The organism is Sphingosinicella sp. (assembly GCF_052388015.1).
Taxonomy (GTDB): Bacteria; Pseudomonadota; Alphaproteobacteria; order Sphingomonadales; family Sphingomonadaceae; genus Allosphingosinicella.
The window spans coordinates 1-20,415 of sequence record NZ_JBQTIN010000119.1 but is presented as its reverse complement, the minus strand read 5'-3'; the positions used below and the strand labels follow the sequence as shown (position 1 = coordinate 20,415).

Annotated in this window: 22 protein-coding genes and 1 tRNA gene; 14 read left to right on the top strand and 9 right to left on the bottom strand. The window is 67.4% G+C overall.

Annotated elements, in window-relative coordinates; genetic code table 11:
* Nucleotides 1-101 precede the first annotated feature (101 nt).
* Together ACT4N3_RS10170 and ACT4N3_RS10165 are read left to right on the top strand one after the other, a co-directional pair.
* Nucleotides 102-986: a tyrosine-type recombinase/integrase gene (locus ACT4N3_RS10170; RefSeq protein WP_444855107.1), complete on the top strand. Its 885-nt coding sequence runs from the start codon at nucleotides 102-104 to the stop codon at nucleotides 984-986.
* Nucleotides 987-999: 13 nt separating this feature from the next.
* On the top strand, nucleotides 1,000-1,941 hold the full coding sequence (locus tag ACT4N3_RS10165; RefSeq protein WP_444855106.1) for an acetyl-CoA carboxylase carboxyltransferase subunit alpha: 942 nt from the start codon (nucleotides 1,000-1,002) through the stop codon (nucleotides 1,939-1,941).
* A 63-nt stretch (nucleotides 1,942-2,004) separates the two neighbouring features.
* Here ACT4N3_RS10165 and ACT4N3_RS10160 read toward each other — a convergent pair whose 3' ends face one another.
* Nucleotides 2,005-2,175: a Flp family type IVb pilin gene (locus ACT4N3_RS10160; protein WP_444855105.1), complete on the bottom strand. Its 171-nt coding sequence runs from the start codon at nucleotides 2,173-2,175 to the stop codon at nucleotides 2,005-2,007.
* A gap of 114 nt (nucleotides 2,176-2,289) precedes the next feature.
* Nucleotides 2,290-2,457: a Flp family type IVb pilin gene (locus tag ACT4N3_RS10155; RefSeq protein ID WP_444855104.1), complete on the bottom strand. Its 168-nt coding sequence runs from the start codon at nucleotides 2,455-2,457 to the stop codon at nucleotides 2,290-2,292.
* Between the two features lie 93 nt (nucleotides 2,458-2,550).
* Between ACT4N3_RS10155 and ACT4N3_RS10150 the strand changes: the two genes are divergently transcribed.
* Nucleotides 2,551-2,958 (top strand): (deoxy)nucleoside triphosphate pyrophosphohydrolase, encoded by a 408-nt coding sequence (locus tag ACT4N3_RS10150; RefSeq protein ID WP_444855103.1) that lies wholly within the window; start codon nucleotides 2,551-2,553, stop codon nucleotides 2,956-2,958.
* Here ACT4N3_RS10150 and ACT4N3_RS10145 read toward each other — a convergent pair.
* A complete protein-coding gene (locus ACT4N3_RS10145) occupies nucleotides 2,955-3,818 on the bottom strand; it encodes a class I SAM-dependent methyltransferase (protein WP_444855102.1) in 864 nt (287 codons plus the stop codon). The two genes, ACT4N3_RS10150 and ACT4N3_RS10145, sit on opposite strands and share 4 nt — an antisense overlap.
* Before the next feature lie 262 nt (nucleotides 3,819-4,080).
* On the opposite strand from ACT4N3_RS10145, the gene ACT4N3_RS10140 reads away from it, so the two are divergent.
* From ACT4N3_RS10140 to ACT4N3_RS10120, 5 genes are all read left to right on the top strand, one after another.
* The gene (locus ACT4N3_RS10140) at nucleotides 4,081-4,716 is read left to right on the top strand and encodes a protein-L-isoaspartate O-methyltransferase family protein (protein ID WP_444855101.1); all 636 of its coding nucleotides are present in this window, start codon (nucleotides 4,081-4,083) and stop codon (nucleotides 4,714-4,716) included.
* 8 nt (nucleotides 4,717-4,724) lie between these two features.
* Nucleotides 4,725-6,242 carry a TolC family outer membrane protein gene (locus ACT4N3_RS10135; protein WP_444855100.1) on the top strand — a complete coding sequence of 506 codons (1,518 nt, stop codon included), beginning with the start codon at nucleotides 4,725-4,727 and terminating at the stop codon, nucleotides 6,240-6,242.
* Nucleotides 6,243-6,269: 27 nt separating this feature from the next.
* Nucleotides 6,270-6,668, top strand: a complete 399-nt coding sequence (locus ACT4N3_RS10130; RefSeq protein ID WP_444855099.1) for a DUF2497 domain-containing protein — start codon at nucleotides 6,270-6,272, stop codon at nucleotides 6,666-6,668.
* A 46-nt stretch (nucleotides 6,669-6,714) separates the two neighbouring features.
* Entirely contained in the window at nucleotides 6,715-8,778 is a 2,064-nt protein-coding gene (locus ACT4N3_RS10125) for a S9 family peptidase (RefSeq protein WP_444855098.1), read from the top strand.
* Between the two features lie 116 nt (nucleotides 8,779-8,894).
* Nucleotides 8,895-11,921 carry a valine--tRNA ligase gene (locus tag ACT4N3_RS10120; RefSeq protein ID WP_444855097.1) on the top strand — a complete coding sequence of 1,009 codons (3,027 nt, stop codon included), beginning with the start codon at nucleotides 8,895-8,897 and terminating at the stop codon, nucleotides 11,919-11,921.
* Here the strand turns inward: ACT4N3_RS10120 and ACT4N3_RS10115 are convergent, their stop codons facing one another.
* Nucleotides 11,922-12,323, bottom strand: a complete 402-nt coding sequence (locus tag ACT4N3_RS10115) for a hypothetical protein (protein WP_444855096.1) — start codon at nucleotides 12,321-12,323, stop codon at nucleotides 11,922-11,924.
* Between the two features lie 171 nt (nucleotides 12,324-12,494).
* Nucleotides 12,495-13,388 (bottom strand): diacylglycerol/lipid kinase family protein, encoded by an 894-nt coding sequence (locus ACT4N3_RS10110; protein ID WP_444855095.1) that lies wholly within the window; start codon nucleotides 13,386-13,388, stop codon nucleotides 12,495-12,497.
* Between the two features lie 77 nt (nucleotides 13,389-13,465).
* On the opposite strand from ACT4N3_RS10110, the gene hemB reads away from it, so the two are divergent.
* Genes hemB through ACT4N3_RS10090 form a run of 4 tightly spaced genes read left to right on the top strand, consistent with a single transcriptional unit; the run spans nucleotide 13,466 to nucleotide 17,799 of the window.
* The gene (gene hemB, locus ACT4N3_RS10105; RefSeq protein WP_444855094.1) at nucleotides 13,466-14,452 is read left to right on the top strand and encodes a porphobilinogen synthase; all 987 of its coding nucleotides are present in this window, start codon (nucleotides 13,466-13,468) and stop codon (nucleotides 14,450-14,452) included.
* 11 nt (nucleotides 14,453-14,463) lie between these two features.
* Nucleotides 14,464-16,713 carry a fused MFS/spermidine synthase gene (locus tag ACT4N3_RS10100; protein ID WP_444855093.1) on the top strand — a complete coding sequence of 750 codons (2,250 nt, stop codon included), beginning with the start codon at nucleotides 14,464-14,466 and terminating at the stop codon, nucleotides 16,711-16,713.
* A gap of 7 nt (nucleotides 16,714-16,720) precedes the next feature.
* Nucleotides 16,721-17,260 (top strand): GNAT family N-acetyltransferase, encoded by a 540-nt coding sequence (locus ACT4N3_RS10095; RefSeq protein WP_444855092.1) that lies wholly within the window; start codon nucleotides 16,721-16,723, stop codon nucleotides 17,258-17,260.
* The gene (locus ACT4N3_RS10090; protein WP_444855091.1) at nucleotides 17,248-17,799 is read left to right on the top strand and encodes a gamma carbonic anhydrase family protein; all 552 of its coding nucleotides are present in this window, start codon (nucleotides 17,248-17,250) and stop codon (nucleotides 17,797-17,799) included. The genes ACT4N3_RS10095 and ACT4N3_RS10090 overlap by 13 nt, the downstream gene beginning before the upstream one ends.
* Here the strand turns inward: ACT4N3_RS10090 and ACT4N3_RS10085 are convergent.
* The gene (locus tag ACT4N3_RS10085; protein ID WP_444855090.1) at nucleotides 17,789-18,295 is read right to left on the bottom strand and encodes a hypothetical protein; all 507 of its coding nucleotides are present in this window, start codon (nucleotides 18,293-18,295) and stop codon (nucleotides 17,789-17,791) included. The two genes, ACT4N3_RS10090 and ACT4N3_RS10085, sit on opposite strands and share 11 nt — an antisense overlap.
* A 94-nt stretch (nucleotides 18,296-18,389) precedes the next feature.
* Between ACT4N3_RS10085 and ACT4N3_RS10080 the strand changes: the two genes are divergently transcribed.
* Nucleotides 18,390-18,466: transfer RNA gene (locus ACT4N3_RS10080), tRNA-Arg, on the top strand.
* Nucleotides 18,467-18,494: 28 nt separating this feature from the next.
* Here ACT4N3_RS10080 and ACT4N3_RS10075 read toward each other — a convergent pair.
* The 3 genes from ACT4N3_RS10075 to ACT4N3_RS10065 form a co-directional block, all read right to left on the bottom strand.
* A complete protein-coding gene (locus ACT4N3_RS10075; protein WP_444855089.1) occupies nucleotides 18,495-19,166 on the bottom strand; it encodes a hypothetical protein in 672 nt (223 codons plus the stop codon).
* Nucleotides 19,167-19,198: 32 nt separating this feature from the next.
* Entirely contained in the window at nucleotides 19,199-19,480 is a 282-nt protein-coding gene (locus tag ACT4N3_RS10070; protein ID WP_444855088.1) for a putative quinol monooxygenase, read from the bottom strand.
* An 83-nt stretch (nucleotides 19,481-19,563) separates the two neighbouring features.
* Nucleotides 19,564-19,947, bottom strand: a complete 384-nt coding sequence (locus ACT4N3_RS10065; RefSeq protein WP_444855087.1) for a nuclear transport factor 2 family protein — start codon at nucleotides 19,945-19,947, stop codon at nucleotides 19,564-19,566.
* Between ACT4N3_RS10065 and ACT4N3_RS10060 the strand changes: the two genes are divergently transcribed.
* A partial coding sequence (locus tag ACT4N3_RS10060) for a TetR/AcrR family transcriptional regulator (protein WP_444855086.1) occupies nucleotides 19,913-20,415 on the top strand: 503 nt, incomplete at its 3' end. The genes ACT4N3_RS10065 and ACT4N3_RS10060 overlap by 35 nt on opposite strands.

Below are 20,415 nucleotides of genomic sequence, written 5' to 3'. Positions count from 1 at the left end.
CTCGAATATGAAGCGCGGATGATCGCCGCGGAGGCGATCGCACGGACGTGACCGGCATCGGGCCGGGCGAGGATCGCCGGCTGATCGCCGCCTTTTTGGAAATGATGGCGGCGGAGGCCGGCGCCGCGCGCAACACCTTGCTCGCCTACGAACGGGACCTGCGCGGTGCATCGGAGGCGCTTGGCGGCGCTCTGGCGGGCGCGAGCGGCGAGGGCTTGAAGGCGCTCGGCGAGCGATGGCGACCGCTCAAGCGGGCGACGGTGGCGCGCAAGGCGGCGGCGCTGCGGCGCTTCTACGGCTTTCTTGCCGACGAGGGATTGCGCGGCGACGATCCCTCCGCCGCATTGCCGCGGCCGGGCAGCGAACGGCCGCTGCCGAAGATCCTCGATCATAAGGCGGTCGATGCCTTGTTCGCCGAAATCGGCCGGCGCGTCGCCGGCGGCAAGCGGGAGGCGCTACGGCTCGCGGCCTTGTTCGAGCTGCTCTATGGATCGGGGCTGCGGGCGACGGAGCTGGTGTCGCTGCCGCGTCACGCGATCGCGTCGGACCGGCCCTTCCTGATCCTCAAGGGCAAAGGCGGCCGCGAGCGGCTGGCGCCGATCTCCGATCGCGCCCGCGCCGCCGTCGCGGCCTGGGCCGCGCAGGTGCCGCGCGATTCCCTCTGGCTCTTCCCCTCGGGCAAGTCGCATCTGAGCCGCGTCCGGCTCTACCAGCTCGTTCGCGAATTGGCGGCTGACGCCGGCATTCCGCCGGAGCGGATCAGCCCGCATGTGCTGCGCCATGCTTTCGCGACCCATTTGCTCGAGGGCGGCGCGGATCTGCGCGTCGTCCAGACGCTCCTTGGTCACGCGGACATTGCGACCACGCAAATCTACACTCATGTCGATTCGCGCCGTCTGATCGAGCTGGTGAACGCGCGTCATCCGCTGGCAGACGCGGGCCGCCGGCGCCCTCCCCGCGTTGACGCAAAGCAAGCCGACGCCTAACCCCCGGCGCCGCATGGCCACCTATCTGGATTTCGAAAAGCCGCTCGCCGACCTGGAAGCGCGGATCGCGGAGTTGAGGGACACCTCCTCGGCCGGCGAGGCGAATATCGAGGCGGAGATTCGCAAGCTCGAGGAACGGGCGGAGCGGACCTTGCGCGATCTCTACGCGAAATTGACGCCGTGGCAGAAGGCGCAGGTCGCGCGCCATCCGGAGCGGCCGCATTTCAAGGATTATGTCGCCGGCCTGGTCGAGGATTTCGTGCCGCTCGCCGGCGACCGGGGCTTCGGCGAGGACGAGGCGATCGTCGGCGGTTTCGGCAAACTTGGCGGGCGCCGGATCATGCTGATCGGCCATGAGAAAGGCGACGACACGGCGAGCCGCCTGAAGCACAATTTCGGCATGGCGCGGCCGGAAGGCTATCGCAAGGCGATCCGGCTGATGCAGCTCGCCGACCGGTTCGGGCTGCCGGTGGTGACTCTGGTCGATACGGCCGGCGCCTTTCCCGGCGTGCAGGCCGAGGAGCGCGGGCAGGCCGAGGCGATCGCCCGTTCGACCGAGCAATGCCTGGCGCTTGGCGTGCCCCTGATCGCGGCGATCGTCGGCGAAGGCGGCTCCGGCGGCGCGATCGCGATCGCGGCCGCGAACCGGGTGCTGATGCTGGAGCACGCCGTCTATTCGGTGATTTCGCCGGAAGGCTGCGCCTCGATCCTGTGGCGGACCGCCGACAAGGCGGCCGATGCGGCCGAGGCGATGAAGATCACCGCCGGCGATCTGGAGCGGCTGGGCGTGATCGACCGGATCGTGCCGGAGCCAGTGGGGGGCGCGCAGCGCGAGCCCGCCGTCGCGGTCGCTATGCTGGGCGAGGCGCTGAGCGAAGAGCTCGCCGCGCTCGAAGACCAGAGCGCTGCCGCGCTGCGCCAGGCACGGCGCGACAAGTTCCTCGCCATCGGCTGAACGGAAACGGGCGGCGGGATCGCTCCCGCCGCCCGTTCTGTTCGGTCGTCCGAAGCGTAAAGCTTACGGGTTCGAACCCTTCATCGCGGTCGAGACGTTGGTGAAGGTCGTGTTGAGGCTCGAGCCGAGGCCCTGCATCGCGGTGATGGCGGCAACGGCGATCAGAGCGGCGATCAGACCATATTCAATGGCGGTCGCGCCCTTCTTGTCCTTGATCAGCTTGCGAATGAACATTTCCGGTCTCCTTGGTTCCACTTGGAAGTCCACACTTCCCGCCGGCCTTTTTTAAATCTGGGTCGGCTAGGCTCGCGTGTATGGGATGGAGGTTGCCAAAGATTTAATGCCGCCTCACGATCCCTTGACCTTCGTCGCCACGTCGTTCCACATCGTGGTGGTCGTGCTGGCGAAGGTGGCGACGGCGCCGACCATGGCGAGGAAAACCAGCGCCAGGATCAGGCCATATTCGACCGCGGTCGCGCCGCGCTCGTCTCTGCGAAGCTTGAGCAAACGCCGCATATTCAAAGACCCTCCCAGCTCCGGGTGCGTTGCGCCATTGGCGCGAGGGGTTACTCTGGCGTCGTTAATGAAACCCTAGCGCGCGGGCCCTGATTGCAAAAAAATCCGACAATCACGGTCGTGGCGGTGGCGCTGGTCGACGGCGAGAAGCGCGTTTTGCTCCAGCAGCGCGCCGCCGATCGGGCGATGGCCGGGCTGTGGGAATTCCCCGGCGGCAAGGTCGAGGACGGCGAGACGCCCGAGGGCGCGCTCGTCCGCGAGATCGAGGAGGAACTGGGGATCGCTCTCGATCCGGCCGCGCTCGTGCCCTCCTGTTTCGCCAGCGCGACACTGGGCGACCGGCATATGGTGCTGCTCCTCTATCTTTGCCGCCAGTGGCGCGGCGAGCCGGCGCCGCTCGACGCCGCGGCGTTGCGCTGGGCGACGACGGCCGAGATGCGCGGCCTGCCGATGCCGCCGGCCGATGCGCCGTTGATCCTGCTCCTCGAGGGTCAGCTCTAGCCCTTCGGCTTGAGCGAGTCCGCCAGCGACGCGGTGCCGCTGCCGCGACGCGCCGGCTGCGGCTGATCGGGCGAGGGCGCCCAGCCGCTGAGATGCAGGATGTGGACGCGCTCGGTCGTGCGTCCGTCCGGCGCGGCCTCGGCTGCGAATGCAGCCGCCGCCGCGGCATGGCCGATTCGCCCGAACGGACGCAGCGGTCGCTCGGCGAGCAGATTGGTCGCGGCCATGCCGCGCAGGTCCGAGACAAGGGAGATGAGACCGGAGTAGCGGACATCGATCGCCTCGTCGTCGGCGACCGGCAGGGCGAAGCCGGCGCGGACGAGCAGGTCGCCGGCGGCGCGCACGTCGATCTGGGGATGGAGGCGGGCGCCGGCGGGCTGTCCTTCGGCTTCCTCTGCCGCGCGCAGCGCCGCCCGGAGACGGGGCAGCGAGCCGGCGCCGGCCAAAGCGGCGAGAAACAGGCCGTCCGGCCGGAGCGTCCGGCGGATATGGATCAGCGCGCCGGGCAGGTCGTTGACCGTGTCGAGCGCGCCGACGGAGACGACGAGGTCAAAGCTCGCCTCAGCGAACGGGAGCCGATCCTCTTCGCTTTGGATGCCCTCCTTCGCGAAGCGCTCGCCCGAGTCCGCGGCGACGACCTCCAGTCCGCGCGCGCGCAGCTTCCCTGTGAGGTAGCCATCGCCGCATCCGAGATCGAGCGCGCTGGCGAATGGTCGAGCGACCAGATCGAGGCGCTCCAGCAATTCATCGGCCGCGCGGCGGAACAGGAAGCGCGAATCGGGGCTGATCCGCGCCGCGCGGTCGCGCCGCAGCCGGCGCAAGGCACGGTCGAAGGGCAAATCGATCGCTGGAGAAGCCATCGCTTCGCTATATCAGCCCGAACCGGGCGCGACAGGCCAGGCCGATTGTCCGAAGCCGGACATTCCGTCCGTTTCCGGACAGCGGAAAGGTCGGCTTCGCTCGTTCGTAAAGAGGGCCGGCGCGTGGCATGCTGCTTGCTGGTCGCATCGCGATGCCCGGCTCGATACTCTCCGCTTGGCCTGTTCGCGCCCAGCCGATACAAACCCGCGAGGGCGATCAAGTGTATTGCATCAATAAAACAGTTATGCGAGTAAGCCGGCGATGACCGAGCAGAATTATCAGGCGATGCGTCGCACGATGGTCGAGAGCCAGTTGCGCACCGTCGGCGTCAACGATCCGCGGGTGATCGCGGCGATGGACGCGGTGCCGCGCGAGGATTTCGTGCCGGCGGCGCGGCGCGCGACGGCCTATGCGGACGCGTCGATTCAGCTCGGCAATGGGCGGGCGCTCAATCCGCCGATGGCGCTCGGCCGCCTGCTCACCGAGGCCAAGCTGGCCGGCGACGAGCGCGTTCTCCTGATCGGCGCCGCTACCGGTTACGCGGCCGCCGTACTCGCGCGGCTGGTCGCATCGGTGGTCGCGCTCGAAGAAGATGCCTCACTCGCCGCGACGGCGCTGGACGGCGTCACTATGATCACAGGATCGCTTGCCGCCGGCCATGCGGCGGGCGCGCCTTATGATCTCATCCTGATCGATGGCGCGGTCGAGCAGGTTCCGGCCGCGATCGTCGATCAGGTCGCGGATGGCGGCCGAATCGCCACCGGCCTGATCGGGCAGGGCGTCACCAGGCTCGCTATCGGCCGCGTCATTGGCGGCGCGGTCGGTTTCATCACCTTCGCCGATGCGGCGATCGCGCCGCTGCCGGGCTTTTCCGCCCCGCGCGGCTTCAGCTTTTGAGGAACGTTATGAACGGAGTGAAGCGGGGACGATGGCTGGCCGCGGCGGGCGCCGCGGCTCTGGTCTGTGGCGGTTCGGCCTTCGCCCAGGCGACCGGCCAGGGCGAACCGGCGGACGGCATGGTCGACACTTTGCGCGAAGCGCTGGTCAAGACCTATGACACCAACCCGACGATCATGGCCCAGCGTCAGTCGCTGCGCGCGACGGACGAAGACGCGGCGCTCGCCCGCGCCGCCGGCCGGCCGGCCATGTCGGTCACCGCGACCTATGGCGAGGATCTGACGACGCGCAACATCGTCGGCGGCACCGGCCGCGACCTCAACGTCAGCTCCACGGTGAGCGTGCCGATCTTCTCCGGGGGCCGGATACGCAACAACGTCCGCGCCGCCGACATCCGCGTCGATGCGGGCCGCTCCGATTTGCGCGCGACCGAGGGCGACATCTTCACCGAGGCGGTCGCCGCTTACATGGACGTGATCCGCGACCGCTCGATCGTCCAGCTGAACGAGAATCAGGTCCGCGTCTTGACGACCAATTTGCAGGCGACGCGCGACCGGTTCGAGGTCGGCGACCTGACCCGCACCGACGTCGCCCAGTCCGACGCGCGGCTCGCGCTCGCCCGCTCCACTCTCGCGCTCGTCCAGGGCCGGCTGCGCGCGAGCGAGGAGAATTACGAGCGGGTGATCGGCGTTCCCCCGGGCAACCTCCAGCCGCCGCCGCCGCTGCCGACGCTGCCCGGCACGGCGGAGCTGGCGACCGATGTCGCGCTGGCCAACAATGGCGACCTTGCCGCGATCGCCGCGCGCGCCCGCGCCGCTGATTACGACGTCCGCGTCGCCCAAGGGGGCCGCCTGCCGACCCTCTCGGGCAGCGCCACCGCCCGCTACCTCGACCTGCTCGGAACCGGAGTCGGCGGGACCAACGGCCTCGGCATCCAGCAGGACAATAATGGCAGCACCAGCGTCGGCCTGTCGCTGACCATGCCGATCTACCAGGGCGGCGCGGCGGGGGCGCGCGTGCGCCGCGCGGAAGCGGTGCGCGGCCAGCTGATCGAGCAGGCGATCGGCGTCGAGCGCGCGGTCGTCTCGTCGAGCGCGGCGGCGTTCGCCAGCTACCGCGCGTCGCTGGAGGCGATCGAATCGAACCAGATCGCGGTCGCCGCAAACCAGCTCGCGCTGGAGGGCACGCGCGCCGAGCAGACGGTCGGTACGCGCAATGTCCTTGATGTGCTCAATGCCGAGCAGGAGCTGCTCAACAGCCAGGTGCTGCTCGTCACCGCCCGGCGCGACGCTTATGTCGCCGGCTTCCAGCTGCTCAACGTGATGGGCGCGGCCGAGGCCGAGGATCTCAATCTCGACGGCGGGCCGCTCTACGATCCGATCGCCAACTACAATCGCTATGCGCGCAGCTGGTCGGACTGGGATGACGGGCCGATGATCCGCCCGGTCGCGACCCGGACCGCGCCGGAGCAGGCGGCAAGCCCGCTGACTCCGGTCGTAAATTCCGTGACACGGCCGCGCCAATAAGCGATAAACCCCGGCATTATGGGGGAAATGCAGACCGATCCGTCGATGGAGGAGATCCTCGCCTCCATCAAGCGCGTCATCGCCGAGGACAATCGCGCCCAGCCCGCGCGCGCTCGTCGCGCCTCGCCTGATCCCGAGCCGGTCGCAGCCGAGTCCGAGGAGGACGTGCTGGAGCTCGACGATCCGGTCCCCGAAACCGGCAGCCTTCTGTCCAGCGACGCTGCCGCTGCGAGCCGTGCCCGCCTCGCCGCCTTGACCACCTTGCGCGGTCAGCCGGACACGGCCCTGGACGCGAGCCCGATCGAGGCGATGGTGCGCGACATGCTGCGGCCAATGCTGAAGGAATGGCTCGACGAGAATCTGCCCGGCATCGTCGAGGAGCTGGTCACCCGCGAGATCGCCCGAATCACCGGCCGCAAGTTCTAGGCGCCGCCGCTTGCGGGGCCGCGAGGGCTGGTATAGCCCCGGCGCCATGAACAGGCTCCTCGCTCTCGGCGCGCTCGCCGCCGCTTTCGCCACGCCCTTCGCCGCCACCGCCCGACCGATCACCGCGACCGATCTCGCGTCGATGCGGCGCGTCGCCGCGCCGGCGGTGTCGCCGGACGGGCGCTGGCTCGTCTATCAGCTGCGCGAGACGGATCTCGCCGCCAATCGCGGCCGGTTGGACCTTTATCTGCTCGATCTGTCGCGGCCCGGCGCGGCTCCGGTGCGGATCGCCAGCACGCCGGAGCACAATGAGCACGACCCGCATTTCTCGGCCGACGGGCGGACGCTCTATTATCTCAGCACCCAGTCGGGCAGCGACCAGCTCTGGCGGGTGGCGCTGCCGGGCGGAACGCCGGAGCGGGTGACCGAATTCGCGACCGACATCGCTGGCTATCTCCTCGCGCCGTCCGGCGACCGGATCGCGATCTGGGCCGATCGCGACATGCGCTGCGCCGACATCAACTGCGCCAACGTGCCGGCCGCCGCGGCGGGGCAGGGCAGCGCCCGGACCTATGACGAGACGTTCGTCCGCCACTGGGACACCTGGGCGACGCCGGGCGTGCGCTCGCGCATCTTCGTCCTGCCGCTGGTCGACGGCCGGCCGCAGGGGACGGGGACGCCGGTTTCGCCGATCCTGGTCGGCGATTCGCCGTCCAGGCCGTTCGGCGGGGCGGAGGAGCTGGCGTGGGGCCGTGACGGGCGGACGCTCTATTTCACCTTGCGTGAAGGCGGGCGGACCGAGCCCAACTCGACCAATCTCGACATCTACGCGGCGCCGGAGGGCGGTCAGGTCTCGAACCTGACCCAGGCGAACCAGGCAACGGATACCGGGCCCGTGGTTTCGCCGAACGGCGAATGGCTCGCCTACACGGCCATGGCGCGGCCGACCTATGAGGCGGACCGGCTGGTGATTCACCTCCGCAACCTGCGCACCGGCGAAACGCGGGCGCTGTCCCAGGCGTGGGACCGCTCGGTCGGCTCGATCGCCTGGGCGGCGGACGGGCGCAGCCTGCTGGTGACGGCCGGCGACACGCTCGACACACCCTTGTTCCGGGTCGACATTGCCACCGGAGGCGCCACGCGGCTCACGCAAGGTGGCACGGTCAACAACGTGACGCCGCTCGCCGACGGCTCGATCGTCTACACGCTGAACAGTCTGCAGGCGCCGGACGACCTCTACCGGATGGACCGGCGCGGGCGTGTCACCCAGCTCACCCGCGTCAACGCCGACCGGCTGGCCGATCTCGATCCGGTCGAGGTGCGCCGCTTCAGCTTCCGCGGCGCGCATGGCGACACGGTCTGGGGCCAGATCGTCCGCCCGGCCGGCATCGACGGCCGCCTGCCCGTCGCGCTGCTCATCCATGGCGGGCCGCAGGGCTCGTTCGGCAATTCATGGTCCTATCGCTGGAACCCCTGGGTGTTCTCGGGTCCCGGCTATGCCGCGGTGACGATCGATTTCCACGGCTCCACCGGCTACGGCCAGGCCTTCACCGACGCGATCAACCGCGACTGGGGCGGGGCACCGTTGGAGGATCTCCGCTTGGGCCTCGCTGCGGCCGGCCGCGAGCATTCGGGCATCGATGTCGCCAACGCCTGCGCGCTCGGCGGTTCTTATGGCGGCTTCATGGCTAACTGGATCGCCGGCAACTGGCCGGACGGCTTCCGCTGCCTGGTCAGCCATAGTGGCGTCTTCGATCAGCGGGCGATGGCCTATGAGACGGAGGAATTGTGGTTCACCGAATGGGAGTTCGGCGGGCCTTATTACGAGCCGGCGGCGCGCGAGAATTACGAGCGCAACAACCCGGTCAACTTCGTCCAGAATTTCCGCACCCCGATGCTGATCCTGCACGGCGAGCGCGACTATCGCATCCCGTACAGCCAGTCGCTCGGCCTGTTCAACGCGCTGCAGCGGCGCAACGTCCCGTCGCGGCTGGTCGTGTTCCCGGACGAAAATCACTGGATCCTTCGGCCGCAGAATTCGATCCAATGGTATCGCGAGGTGCATGGCTGGCTGGATCGCTGGCTGAGGCAAGGCCGACCAACCCCTTAACCCGTCATTCCCGCGAAAGCGGGAATCCATGCTGAGTCCGTGCCCGATCGGCAGCCGCATGGACTCCCGCTTTCGCGGGAGTGACGAGATAGAGTTTGGTGAGTAAGCGCCTCTCTATGTCAGAACTGTCCAAGACCTTCGACCCGGCCGAGATCGAGGCGCGCTGGTATGCGCATTGGGAAAGCGAGGGGCTGTTTCGCCCGGCGCGCGACGAGGCCGAGCCGTTCACGATCGTCATCCCGCCGCCGAACGTCACCGGCTCGCTCCATATCGGCCACGCGCTCGACAATACGCTGCAGGACATATTGATCCGCCACGCCCGGATGCTCGGCAAGGACGCGCTCTGGGTGGTCGGCATGGACCATGCCGGCATCGCCACCCAGATGGTCGTCGAGCGGCAGCTCAATGAGCGGCAGCAGAAGCGGACGGATTTCAGCCGCGACGAATTCATCGCCAAGGTCTGGGAGTGGAAGGCGGAAAGCGGCGGGCAGATCACCCGCCAGCTCCGCCGGCTCGGTGCGTCCTGCGACTGGGCCAACGAGCAGTTCACGATGGACCCGCATTTCGTGAAGGCGGTGCTGAAGGTTTTCGTCGAGCTCTACAATCGCGGCCTGCTCTATCGCGACAAGCGCCTGGTGAACTGGGACCCGGGCCTCAAGACCGCGATCTCCGATCTCGAGGTCGAGACCAACGAGATCAATTCAAGCTTCTGGCATTTCCGCTACCCGCTCGCCGACGGCAGCGGCGCGATCTCGGTCGCGACGACGCGACCGGAGACGATGCTGGCCGACATGGCGGTCGCGGTTCATCCCGATGACGAGCGCTACCGGGCCATGGTCGGCGGGATGATCCGGCATCCGATCACCGGACGGCTGATCCCGGTCATCACCGACGAGCATGCCGATCCGGAGCTTGGCTCGGGCGCGGTGAAGATCACCCCGGGCCACGACTTCAACGATTTCGAGGTTGGCAAGCGGGCCGGGATCGCGCCGGCCGAGATGCTCAACATGCTCGATCAGGATGCGAAGGTCGTGCAGACCAGCGACGGGCTGGTGCCGGCCGAGCTGCTCGGCCTCGACCGCTTCGAGGCGCGCAAGCGCGTCGTCGCGATGATCGAGGAGGAAGGCTGCCTCGAAAAGGCCGAGGATCGCGTCGTCGCGACTCCCTTCGGCGACCGCTCGCAGGTGGTGATCGAGCCCTGGCTGACCGACCAATGGTATGTCGATGCGGCGACGCTGGCGAAGCGGCCGATCGAGGCGGTGCGCTCCGGCGACATCAGGATCGTGCCCAAGACCTGGGAGAAGACCTGGTTCAACTGGCTGGAGAATATCCAGCCCTGGTGCGTCTCGCGCCAGCTCTGGTGGGGGCACCGGATTCCGGCTTGGTATGGGCCGGAGAAGGGATCAGATGGCGTTCCCAGCCTCGCATTGACCGTGGAGGCGACCCCATCTGGTGACATCGAGCTCGGAGTAGCCGGCCCCAAGGTGTTTGTGGCGGAAACCGAGGCGGAAGCTGTGGCGCAGGCTACGGCATATTACGGACAGACTGTCAGGGTTCAGGAGCATTCGGGCGGCCTGATCAATGCGATCCATCACCCAGGCGAACAGATCATCTGGCGCGATCCTGATGTCCTCGACACTTGGTTTTCATCCGCACTCTGGCCATTCGCGACGCTCGGCTGGCCGGACGATGCTGAACTCACCCTCTCCCCGCCGGGGAGAGGGCAGGGTGAGGGGGTTCCCACGCCCGAGGACAATCCCGACGGCCGAACCCCCTCACCCCAACCCTCTCCCCCTCGGGGAGAGGGGGCGAAGTGGGTCGCCAAGCCCGGCTCGACGCTGGCCCGTCATTATCCCAATGACGTGCTCATCTCCGGCTTCGACATCATCTTCTTCTGGGATGCCCGGATGGCGATGCAAGGCTTCGAGTTCATGAACGAGCGGCCGTGGAAGACATTGTATCTCCATGGGCTTGTCCGGGACGCCAAGGGCCAGAAAATGTCCAAGTCCAAGGGCAATACGGTCGATCCGCTGGGCCTGATCGACCGTTATGGCGCCGACGCCTTGCGCTTCACCTTGGCGGCGATGGAGAGCCAGGGCCGCGACATCAAGCTCGATGAGAAGCGCGTCGAGGGCTATCGCAACTTCGCGACCAAGCTGTGGAACGCGGCCCGCTTCTGCCAGTCAAACGGCATCGGCGCGTCGGAGGCGATCGAGCCGCCGCCGGCGACGCTGCCGGTCAACAAATGGATCGTCGGCGAGACGGTGAAGACCGTCCAGGCGCTCGACATCGCGCTGGCCGAGCTGCGCTTCGACGAAAGCGCGAACACGATCTACCATTTCACCTGGGCGACCTTCTGCGACTGGTATCTGGAGCTGATCAAGCCGATCCTCTCTCCCCTCCCTGTCCAGGGAGGGGATCAAGGGGTGGGTGCGAGCGGCGACGCCGCGAGCCCCAGGGGCCCACCCACCCCCAACCCCTCCCTTGAAAGGGAGGGGCTTGAAGCCGCCGAGACTCGCAAGGTCGCCGGCTGGGTGCTCGACCAGATCCTGGTGATGCTCCACCCGTTCATGCCCTTCGTGACCGAGGAGCTGTGGGGTGCGATGGGCGAGCGGGCGCATTACCCGCTGATCACCGCCAGATGGCCGATCGCCGACGCTCGCGCACTCGATCCGGAGGCCGGGCCGGAGATCGATTGGCTGATCCGGCTGGTGAGCGGCATCCGCGCCGCGCGGGCGGAGCTGAACGTGCCGCCGGGCGCCAAGCTGCCGCTCCACGTCAGCGACGCGGCTACCGCAACGATGGCGCGGCTGGAACGTAACGCGGCGGCGATCCGGCGGCTCGCGCGTGTCGAGAGCATCAATACCGGCGCCGCCGATGGCGGATCGGCGCAGATCGTCGTCGACGAGGCGACGTTCAGCCTGCCGCTCGAAGGCGTGATCGACGTCGCGGCTGAACGTTCACGGCTCGCGAAAGCGGCCGAAGCCGCCGAAAAGGAGCGCGACAGCCTCGCCGCCCGCCTCGCCAATCCGAGCTTCGTCGAGCGGGCCAAGCCGGAGGCGGTGGAGAAGGCTAGCGCCGACCATGCCGAAAAGGCGTCGGATGCGGAGAAATACCGGGCCGCGCTGAGGCGGCTCGGCTAGCTACATCACCGTATCGGCGAGGTTCGATCTGTAACGGATGTTGGTCTGCCGATCGATGAGCTCGATATAGACATAGCTCGGCGGGATCTGGCCTTCCGGCAGCCCGAACCAGATCTGGCCGAGATCGTTCGGGTTGCCCAGCGCGCAGAAGCCGTAGATCCGGCGGTTGGTCCGGTTCTCGAAGAAGTCGACCCAGGTCCGGGCCGAATTGGTGTTGTTGCCACACGGCGGCAGGCCGGGCGCGGCGGCGAACATCGCTGCCGGATAGGCCGAGCGGTTGAGGACGTCGTAGCGGTAGCGGATGAAATTGCCGCCCCCGGTGCTGTAGGGCTCGGTGCCGGTCAGATAGAGGATCGGGTTCGGCAATGTCTGGGCGAGCGCCGGCCCCCCTGACGCCAACATTGCCGCACCAGCGGCAAGAACCTGAATTGTTCGAGAGATTTTCATCGCCAGCCCTTTCCTGATCAAGAAGGGACGCAAACAAACTCAGCTTTCTATTTACCTAGCATGCCATTGTTCAGGGCTACCGGCAACATAATCGGTCATTGCATCACAATAATGACGTATTGACCGTCAGGCGGGCACCACGACCTCGATCGCCATCTCGGCGACCTCAACCGTCGCCGGCGTATGGCCGAGCAATTCGCCGTCGATCGAGATCGGCAGCCGCGGCTCCGTGTTGAGCTTCAGCTTGCGGGCATGGAAATCGACCACCGTTTCCTTGCGAGACTTGTGGCGGAGCAGGGTGGCGATCCAGTTCCAGGCCAGCCGGTTCTTGTCGCGGCCGGTGACCACCTGGACGACGATCTCGCCGCTGTCGACCGCCGCCGCGTCGACCAGCTCGACCCCGCCATGATAGCCGCCATTGGCGATCCGCACTTCGAGCGCGTCCATCTCGTACCGCTCGCCCTCGATCTCGATGGTGACGTGAAAGGGCCGGAAGCCCCAGGCGCACCAGCTCGCCCAGATCATGTAGCCGACGCGGCCGAGATATTTCTTCATCGCCTGCGGCACCGTCTCCGCGACCAGCGGGGATAGGCCCATCGCGGCGCTGTTGGCGAAATAGTCGCCGTCGATCACGCCGAGATCGACCCGGCGCCGCTTGCCGCTGACGATCGTTTGAATCGCGCCGTCGAGATCGAGCGGTATGCCGAGCGTGCGGGCGAAGCTGTTCGCGGTACCGAGCGGCAGCAGCGCGAAGACGCAAGGATGGTCGACCAGCTCGTCCACCGCCGATGACAGCGAGCCGTCGCCTCCGCCGACGATCACCATCGGCGCGCCGCTCGCTACCGCCCGCTTGACGGTCGGGATCAGCTGCCCGGCTTCACGGATCGCATGGGCCGAGATCAGCCGGATGCCGGCGGCGCGCAGCTTGGCGACGGCCTCGCGGAACAAGGCGCGGCCTTTGCGCGAGCGCGCGTTGACGACGAGAATCGCCTCCTTGGGAACGGGCTGGTCGAGCGCCATGCGCCCTCAACCCGCAAAGGCTGGCCCAAGTCCAATCTTCTTTGCGACAAGCGCGCGGCGCGCTAAGCCCGCCCGCCATGTCCAGCTATCCCGTCCTTCGGATGCGCCGCCTGCGCGCTCATGCCTGGAGCCGGGCGATGGTGGCCGAGCATCTCGTGACGCCGGCCGACCTGATCTGGCCGCTCTTCATCTGCGAAGGGCAGGGGATGGAGGAACCGATCGCCAGCCTGCCCGGTGTCTCGCGCTGGAGCGTCGACCGGATCGGCGCGAAGGCCAAAGAAGCGCGCGACCTCGGCATTCCCTGCATCGCCTTGTTCCCGAACACGCCGGGCGGCCTGCGCAGCGACGATGCGCGCGAGGCGCTCAACGCCGACAATCTGATCTGCCGCGCGGTCAGGACCACGAAGGACGCGGCGCCGGAGGTCGGCGTGCTGACCGATGTCGCCCTCGATCCCTATACCGCGCACGGCCATGACGGGCTGACCGACGCGGCCGGCGCCGTCCTCAACGACGATACGGTGAAGGTGCTCGCCGAACAGGCCCTGGTGCAGGCCCAAGCGGGGGCGGATATCGTCGCGCCGTCGGACATGATGGACGGGCGGGTGGGAGCGATCCGTTCAGCTCTCGAACAGGCGGGCCATGTGAACGTCCAGATCATGGCCTATGCCGCCAAATATGCCTCGGCTTTTTACGGCCCGTTCCGCGACGCGGTCGGCTCGCGCGGCCTCTTGAAGGGGGACAAGAAGACCTACCAGATGGACCCGGCCAATGCGGACGAGGCCTTGCGCGAAGTTGCACTCGATCTCGCCGAGGGCGCCGACAGCGTGATGGTGAAGCCGGGCCTGCCCTATCTCGACATCGTCCGGCGGGTGAAGGAGCGGTTCGCGGTGCCGGTCTTCGCCTATCAGGTGTCCGGCGAATATGCGATGATCGAAGCGGCGGCCGCGGCCGGCGCGGGCGATCGCGATGCGCTGCTCGTCGAAACCCTGCTCGCCTTCAAGCGCGCGGGATGCTCGGGGGTGCTGACCTATCACGCGCCGGTCGCGGCGCGGCTGTTGAGTTAAGGGGCGGGATTTTGGCGACTGACACGACCGAGCGGCGCGGGCCGGCGCGGGTGGACGAGCGTTACGCACGGCCGTTGTTCATCCTGACGATCGTCACCGGCTCCTTCCTGCTGTTCCTGACCCAGCCGATGATCGCGCGGATGGCGCTGCCCCGGATCGGCGGCGCGCCGTCGGTGTGGAACAGCGCGATGCTGGTCTACCAGGCGCTGCTGCTCGCCGGCTACGCCTACGCCCATTGGGTGTCGAAGATCAGGCCGCGCAAGCAGGTCGGCGTCCACATCGTGCTGCTCGGCCTGGCGGCGCTCTGGCTGCCGATCGGGCTGTCCGGCGCGATTCCGCCGGCCGATGGCTCGCCCTTCTTCTGGGTGCCGTGGTTCCTGCTGGCCTCGATCGGGCCGGTCTTCTTCATCGTCTCGGCCCAGGCGCCCTTGATGCAGCGCTGGTACGCACTCGAGACGAGCCGCGGCGATCCTTACCCGCTCTACGCCGCCTCGAACCTCGGCAGTTTCGCCGGTCTGATCTCCTATCCGCTCATCGTCGAGCCGCTGATGAGCCTCAACCAGCAGAGCTGGCTGTGGACCGCGATCTACGTCTTCCTCGTCCTGCTCGTCGTCGGGTGCGCGCTGACCGTGCCGGCCGATGCGGTCGAGGTCGTGCCGGAGGAAGAATCTGCGCCGCCGACGACGAAGCAATATCTGCACTGGATTCTGCTGGCCGCCGTGCCGTCCGGCCTGATGCTGTCGACGACGACGCACCTCACCACCGACATCGTCGCCATGCCCTTGCTCTGGGTGATGCCGCTGGGGCTCTATCTGTTGAGCTTCGTCGTCGCCTTCGCCGAGCGCCGCCGGCCGACCGAGCTGGTGACGATCGTCGCGCCATTGATCATCCTGATCGCCGGCGGGCTCGCCTTCAGCGACGGCAGCCGCAATCCGTTCGTCTCCGCCTCGCTCGGCCTGTTCCTGCTGCTGGTCGTCGCGATCGCGCTGCATGGCGAAATGTTCCGTCTGCGCCCGTCGGTCGGCCACCTGACCAAATTCTATCTCGCCATGTCGTTTGGCGGCATGCTGGGCGGCCTGTTCTGCGCGATCGTCGCGCCGCTCGTCTTCGACTGGGCCTATGAGCATCCGGTCCTGATCCTCGCCGCGGCTTTGCTCGTGCCGCAATCGCCGCTCGTGCCCTGGCCCAGGCGGCTGATCCATGTGCTCGGCGCGGCGATCCCGGCGCTCGCGATCCTGCTCTCCTTCGCCAGCGAGCGCGGCTGGTTCGGCTACGGCCCGGGCGCGGCAATGCTCGGCAGCATTTTCGTCTCGCTGCTCGCTCTTGCCTGCCTCGGCCGGCGGGTGCCGTTCATGGTTGCGCTCGCCGCCTTGATGTTGAGCTATGGCGGCTGGTCGACCCTCGCCCGGTCGGCCGGCGACAGCCGCACCCGCTCCTATTTCGGCATTTACGATGTCTACAACCGGCCGGACGGCAGCGCGCGCGTGCTGACCCACGGCACGACCCTGCACGGCATCCAGAACCTGACGCCGGGCCTCGAGACCGTGCCGACCTCTTATTACGCCCGCCGTTCCGGCGTCGGCCTGACCCTCGCGAACGCCAACGCGATTTTCGGCCGGCCGGCGCGGGTCGGGTTCGTCGGCCTCGGCAGCGGCACGCTCTCCTGCTACCATCAGGCCGGCCAGCAATGGACTATCTATGAGATCGATCCGCAGATGGTCGAGGTGGCGCGGAACCGCTTCACCTTCCTGAGCCGCTGCGCGCCGGACGCGCGGATCGTGCTCGGCGACGCCCGGATCAACCTGCGCGAGCGCACGCCGGCCAATTCGATCGACGTGCTCGCGGTCGACGCCTTCACCTCGGACGCGGTGCCGATGCACCTGCTCACCCGCGAGGCCTTGGCCGAATATGGCCGGGCGGTGCAGCGCGACGGCATCGTCCTGTTCCACATCTCCAACCGCTATCTCGATTTGAAGCCGGTCGTCGCGGACATCGCCGCGACGGGCGGTTGGGCGAGCGCGATGATGGTCTACCAGCCGACCACCGAGGAGGCGGACCTGAACGCCACCATCTCGGTCTGGATCGCATTGTCGCGCAATCCCGAGACGCTGCGCCGGGTGATCGAGGCGAGCGGCGAGGACGGCCCGAACTGGGAGGCGCTGGACCCGACACCTGGGTTCGCCGGCTGGACCGACGATCACGCCTCGATCCTGCCGATCCTCAATTATCCGAGCTGGGTGCCCTTCCTGGGCCGGCGCTGAGCCGGGCGTGATCGAAACCGCGCGCCTGCTGCTGCGCGACTGGCGCGAGGAGGACATCGCGCCCTTCATCCGGCACACCAACACGTCCGCCGTGATGCGCTGGCTCGGCGGGGTGAAGCGCGAGGCGGAGATTCGATCCGTGGTCGAGGATCGGCTGATGGCCTGGCAGCGGATGCGCGGCTTCACCTTCTGGGCGGTCGAGCGCAAGGCCGATGGCGCATTGCTCGGCTTCTGCGGCCTCAAGATCGCCGATCAGCCGGGCAGCCCGATCGAGGGCGACCAGGAGATCGGCTGGCGGCTGCGCGAGGATTGCTGGGGCCAGGGCTATGCGAAGGAGGGGGCGATCGCCTCGCTGGATTACGCCTTCGACGTGCTTGGCGCGCCATGTGTCGTCGCGATCACCTTCCCCGGCAACCGCCCAAGCTGGGGGCTGATGGAGCGGCTGGGCATGACGCGCCGGCCCGATCTCGACTATGACGATCCGCGCTTTCCGGAACTCAACCCGACGATCATCTACCGGATCGCGAAAGAGGAATGGCGGCGATGAACCTGATCGGCTTTCACGGCAAGGCGCCGCTGATCGATCCGGCCGCCTTCGTCGCGCCGGGCGCGCAGCTGATCGGCGATGTCGAGATGGGGCCGGAATCCTCAGTCTGGTACAATTGCGTGCTGCGCGGCGACATGAACCGGATCCGGATCGGCGCCCGCTCCAACATCCAGGACGGTACCGTCATCCATGTCGATCCGGCGCGGCCGGGCGGCCCCGCGGACGGCTATCCCTGCCTGATCGGCGAGGAGGTGCTGATCGGCCATATGGCGATGGTCCATGGCTGCGTCCTGCACGATCGCGCCTTCGTCGGCCTGGGCGCGATCGTCATGGACGGTTGCGAGATCGAGGGCGACGCGATGCTCGCCGCGGGTGCGATGCTGACGCCGGGCAAGCGCATTCCGTCGGGACAGCTCTGGGCCGGGCGGCCGGCCAAACATGTCCGCGATCTGACCGGGGCCGACATTGCCGGGATGCGGGTGGGCGTCGCCCATTATGTGGCGCTGGCGAAGCGCCACCGCGAGGCGCTCAGCTCCTGACGCGGCTCCGCAACCGGTCGAGCCGGACCTGCTGCGCGGCACCGATCCGCTCGAGCTCGGCCTTCGCCTCCTCGATGAAGGCGTAGTCGGCGCTGTTGGTCGCCTCAGCGGCGCGCGATGTGGCGAGCCGGTCGAGCTCGGCGAGGGCGGTGGTGGTCTCGGCCCGCGCCGCTTCCAGCCGCGACAGCTGCTGCTGGGCGCTGACCCATGTCTCGCTGCCCATCGCGCCGGCATTGCGCGCCGCGCGTTCGGCGGCCGGTTCGGCCTGGTCGAAGGCACGCGTCCCTGACCGGCCCTGGGCGAGCAGCGCGCTCGCCCGGCCGCGCAGCGCGGCGTCGCTCGCCGGATCGGCGCGCGGCCGGCGCGGCTCGCCGACCGTGACCAGCCGCTCCTCCGGCCGCATCGCCAGCGACGGGAAAGTGCCCTCCGGCGCGCAGCCGGACGCGGCGAAAGCGGCGGCGGCAAGCGGGATTGCGAGGGCGGGGCGGGGCTTCATCGGGTCTCGTCTAGGCGCGCGCGAAGGGGCCGGCAACAGGGCGAGGGCAGGGGTTGCGCCTCTCCGGCCATGCCCCTATGTCGCCCGTTCCCGCGCGCCCGTAGCTCAGCTGGATAGAGCACCAGACTACGAATCTGGGGGCCGGAGGTTCGAATCCTTCCGGGCGCGCCATTCACCGTCGAAAATTTGAATTGTCCTCTCAGCGCACAGGACCACACAGCACGTGATCAGCCAGACTGTGGCAGTGGCTCGCCTGATAGGCGTTCCGGCCCCGGTTCATGTGCGTCAGGTTGAACGCTCGGATGGCTCGCAACGCACGGCGCGCCGTGAGGAACTTGCCGATCGAGGAGAAGCCGCGGACCTTGATGCCGAAAATGTCATCGCCGCGCGGGAAGAAATAGCCGACGTCTTCCGGCGTCATGACACAGCGCTCAAGGAAAGCCTCGTCCACCTGGCCCTGATCGAGTGAATGGTCGGCGGTGAAATGGGAAAGGTGCACCAGAAACAGCGCGCGGATGCCTTCGCCGTCCTCATAGAGCGAGAAAAGCTCCATCCAGCTCGCATTGACGCGAACGAGCGCCTTGCCGGGAGTCGAGGGCAGACAGGAAACCGACCAGTAATGCCGCTCGGTCCGGCGCGGGATCGGGATGCAGTCCCGGCCGTAGCGCCGGAGGATCTTCAGAACGTTTTGCGCCTGCGGCCGGCGTAGCAGCTTTTCAAACCGCGCGACGTATTTGAAACGCAGTTCCAGGGACTCCGAGCGCTCGTCGGCGTCGCGCAGGATCGTCTCGCCATGCATCCAATCGTGCTGCTGCTGGAGATCCAGGAAGCGACGCAGACCGGTCGCGCTTGAGCGGCGAGTCGTGCTCATGTCAGGTACCATGTCGGCTCACTCCTCCAATTTCAGAAGGGTTTCTCAGCCTTGTCGGTGCAATAGAGTTTCACTTGCGCCTTTCGGTATTTGATGCCGCGCGGACCTTTGGCGACCTTCCGCCAGGCGTCGAGGGTCTCCTGGTCGCGCCAGAGTTCGAAGACGTTGATGCGGTCGGCGTCCAAGGGATCGGCGCTGATCGAGATATCCAGACAGCCGTCGTGCTTCCTCGCGCGTTGCAGCATATTGCTGAACGCTTGGAGCGCTGCGTCTCGGTTACCCTCGGTGAACCAGTGGCCTGCAATAATAATCATGGCTCCAGTCTCCTTTTGGAACGCGATGCGCCTTTCTGCTCGGCAGTCAGTGCCGACTGGTCGCGGCGCTTGCGTTCCGCTCCCTATGCTCCCTTCACATAGCCCTGCGCTTCGACGATCCGGCCGTCGCGAACTCGCATGAGATTGACGCCGCGCACCGAGCTGGCGTGGTCCGGCCCCCAGACCAGCCGCCACTGGATCATGCCGCGGTCGCCGCGCGCGATGATGCGCTCGGTCTCGAAGTGGATGTCCGGGGTCGTCGCGATCTCCGTCCAAAAGGCGACGCAGGCTTCCTTGCCCTCATGGCGCGAGCCGTCGGGCGCGGGCTGCGTGTTCTCGAGAACGCAGTCGTCGGCGATCAGTTGATCGAGGTCCAAAGGATCGTGAGAGAGAAACACCTGATCAAAGCGCCTCAGGATTTCCTCGGTCTGGATGCTTTCCGCATCATGGAAGCTGCCGTTTATCATCGCCTTCTCCATTCAGGGTTTGTGCGGACCAAATTGCGATGAGCCCTACTGGCGACTCGACATTTATGCGGTGTCGCATATAACATGGAGTGTCGTCAAACGTTTTATGCGGAGTCGAATAAAAATGAACAGACGTGGACGGCCCATCGAATATGATCGGGAGCAGACTCTTGAACGTGCGAGCGACCTCTTCTGGTCGGCCGGTTTCGCGGCGACCTCGCTCGATGCCCTGAGCGAAGCGACGCAGATGACCCGGCCAAGCCTTGCTGGCGCCTTTGGGGATAAGGAGGCGCTCTACATCGCAACACTCGAGCGCTATCGGGACGCCAATGCGGACGCCATAAGCAAGACCCTGAGCGGTGCGCGCCGATTGCGAACCGACCTGACCGATCTCTTCGCAAAGTCGACAGACGCCTTCCTGACGCCCACGGACGCAGCCCGTGGCTGCCTCCTTATTGGCACCGCCTC

Coding starts and splice junctions, on each gene's coding strand:
- ACT4N3_RS10165 (WP_444855106.1), top strand. CDS start 1,000: ATGGCCACCTATCTGGATTTCGAAAAGCCGCTCGCCGACCTGGAAGCG.
- ACT4N3_RS10140 (WP_444855101.1), top strand. CDS start 4,081: ATGACCGAGCAGAATTATCAGGCGATGCGTCGCACGATGGTCGAGAGC.
- ACT4N3_RS10135 (WP_444855100.1), top strand. CDS start 4,725: ATGAACGGAGTGAAGCGGGGACGATGGCTGGCCGCGGCGGGCGCCGCG.
- ACT4N3_RS10090 (WP_444855091.1), top strand. CDS start 17,248: ATGGCGGCGATGAACCTGATCGGCTTTCACGGCAAGGCGCCGCTGATC.
- ACT4N3_RS10120 (WP_444855097.1), top strand. CDS start 8,895: ATGTCAGAACTGTCCAAGACCTTCGACCCGGCCGAGATCGAGGCGCGC.
- hemB (WP_444855094.1), top strand. CDS start 13,466: ATGTCCAGCTATCCCGTCCTTCGGATGCGCCGCCTGCGCGCTCATGCC.
- ACT4N3_RS10115 (WP_444855096.1), bottom strand. CDS start 12,323: ATGTTGGCGTCAGGGGGGCCGGCGCTCGCCCAGACATTGCCGAACCCG.
- ACT4N3_RS10110 (WP_444855095.1), bottom strand. CDS start 13,388: ATGGCGCTCGACCAGCCCGTTCCCAAGGAGGCGATTCTCGTCGTCAAC.
- ACT4N3_RS10070 (WP_444855088.1), bottom strand. CDS start 19,480: ATGATTATTATTGCAGGCCACTGGTTCACCGAGGGTAACCGAGACGCA.
- ACT4N3_RS10130 (WP_444855099.1), top strand. CDS start 6,270: ATGCAGACCGATCCGTCGATGGAGGAGATCCTCGCCTCCATCAAGCGC.
- ACT4N3_RS10085 (WP_444855090.1), bottom strand. CDS start 18,295: ATGAAGCCCCGCCCCGCCCTCGCAATCCCGCTTGCCGCCGCCGCTTTC.
- ACT4N3_RS10170 (WP_444855107.1), top strand. CDS start 102: ATGATGGCGGCGGAGGCCGGCGCCGCGCGCAACACCTTGCTCGCCTAC.
- ACT4N3_RS10065 (WP_444855087.1), bottom strand. CDS start 19,947: ATGATAAACGGCAGCTTCCATGATGCGGAAAGCATCCAGACCGAGGAA.
- ACT4N3_RS10125 (WP_444855098.1), top strand. CDS start 6,715: ATGAACAGGCTCCTCGCTCTCGGCGCGCTCGCCGCCGCTTTCGCCACG.
- ACT4N3_RS10075 (WP_444855089.1), bottom strand. CDS start 19,166: ATGAGCACGACTCGCCGCTCAAGCGCGACCGGTCTGCGTCGCTTCCTG.
- ACT4N3_RS10160 (WP_444855105.1), bottom strand. CDS start 2,175: ATGTTCATTCGCAAGCTGATCAAGGACAAGAAGGGCGCGACCGCCATT.
- ACT4N3_RS10155 (WP_444855104.1), bottom strand. CDS start 2,457: ATGCGGCGTTTGCTCAAGCTTCGCAGAGACGAGCGCGGCGCGACCGCG.
- ACT4N3_RS10145 (WP_444855102.1), bottom strand. CDS start 3,818: ATGGCTTCTCCAGCGATCGATTTGCCCTTCGACCGTGCCTTGCGCCGG.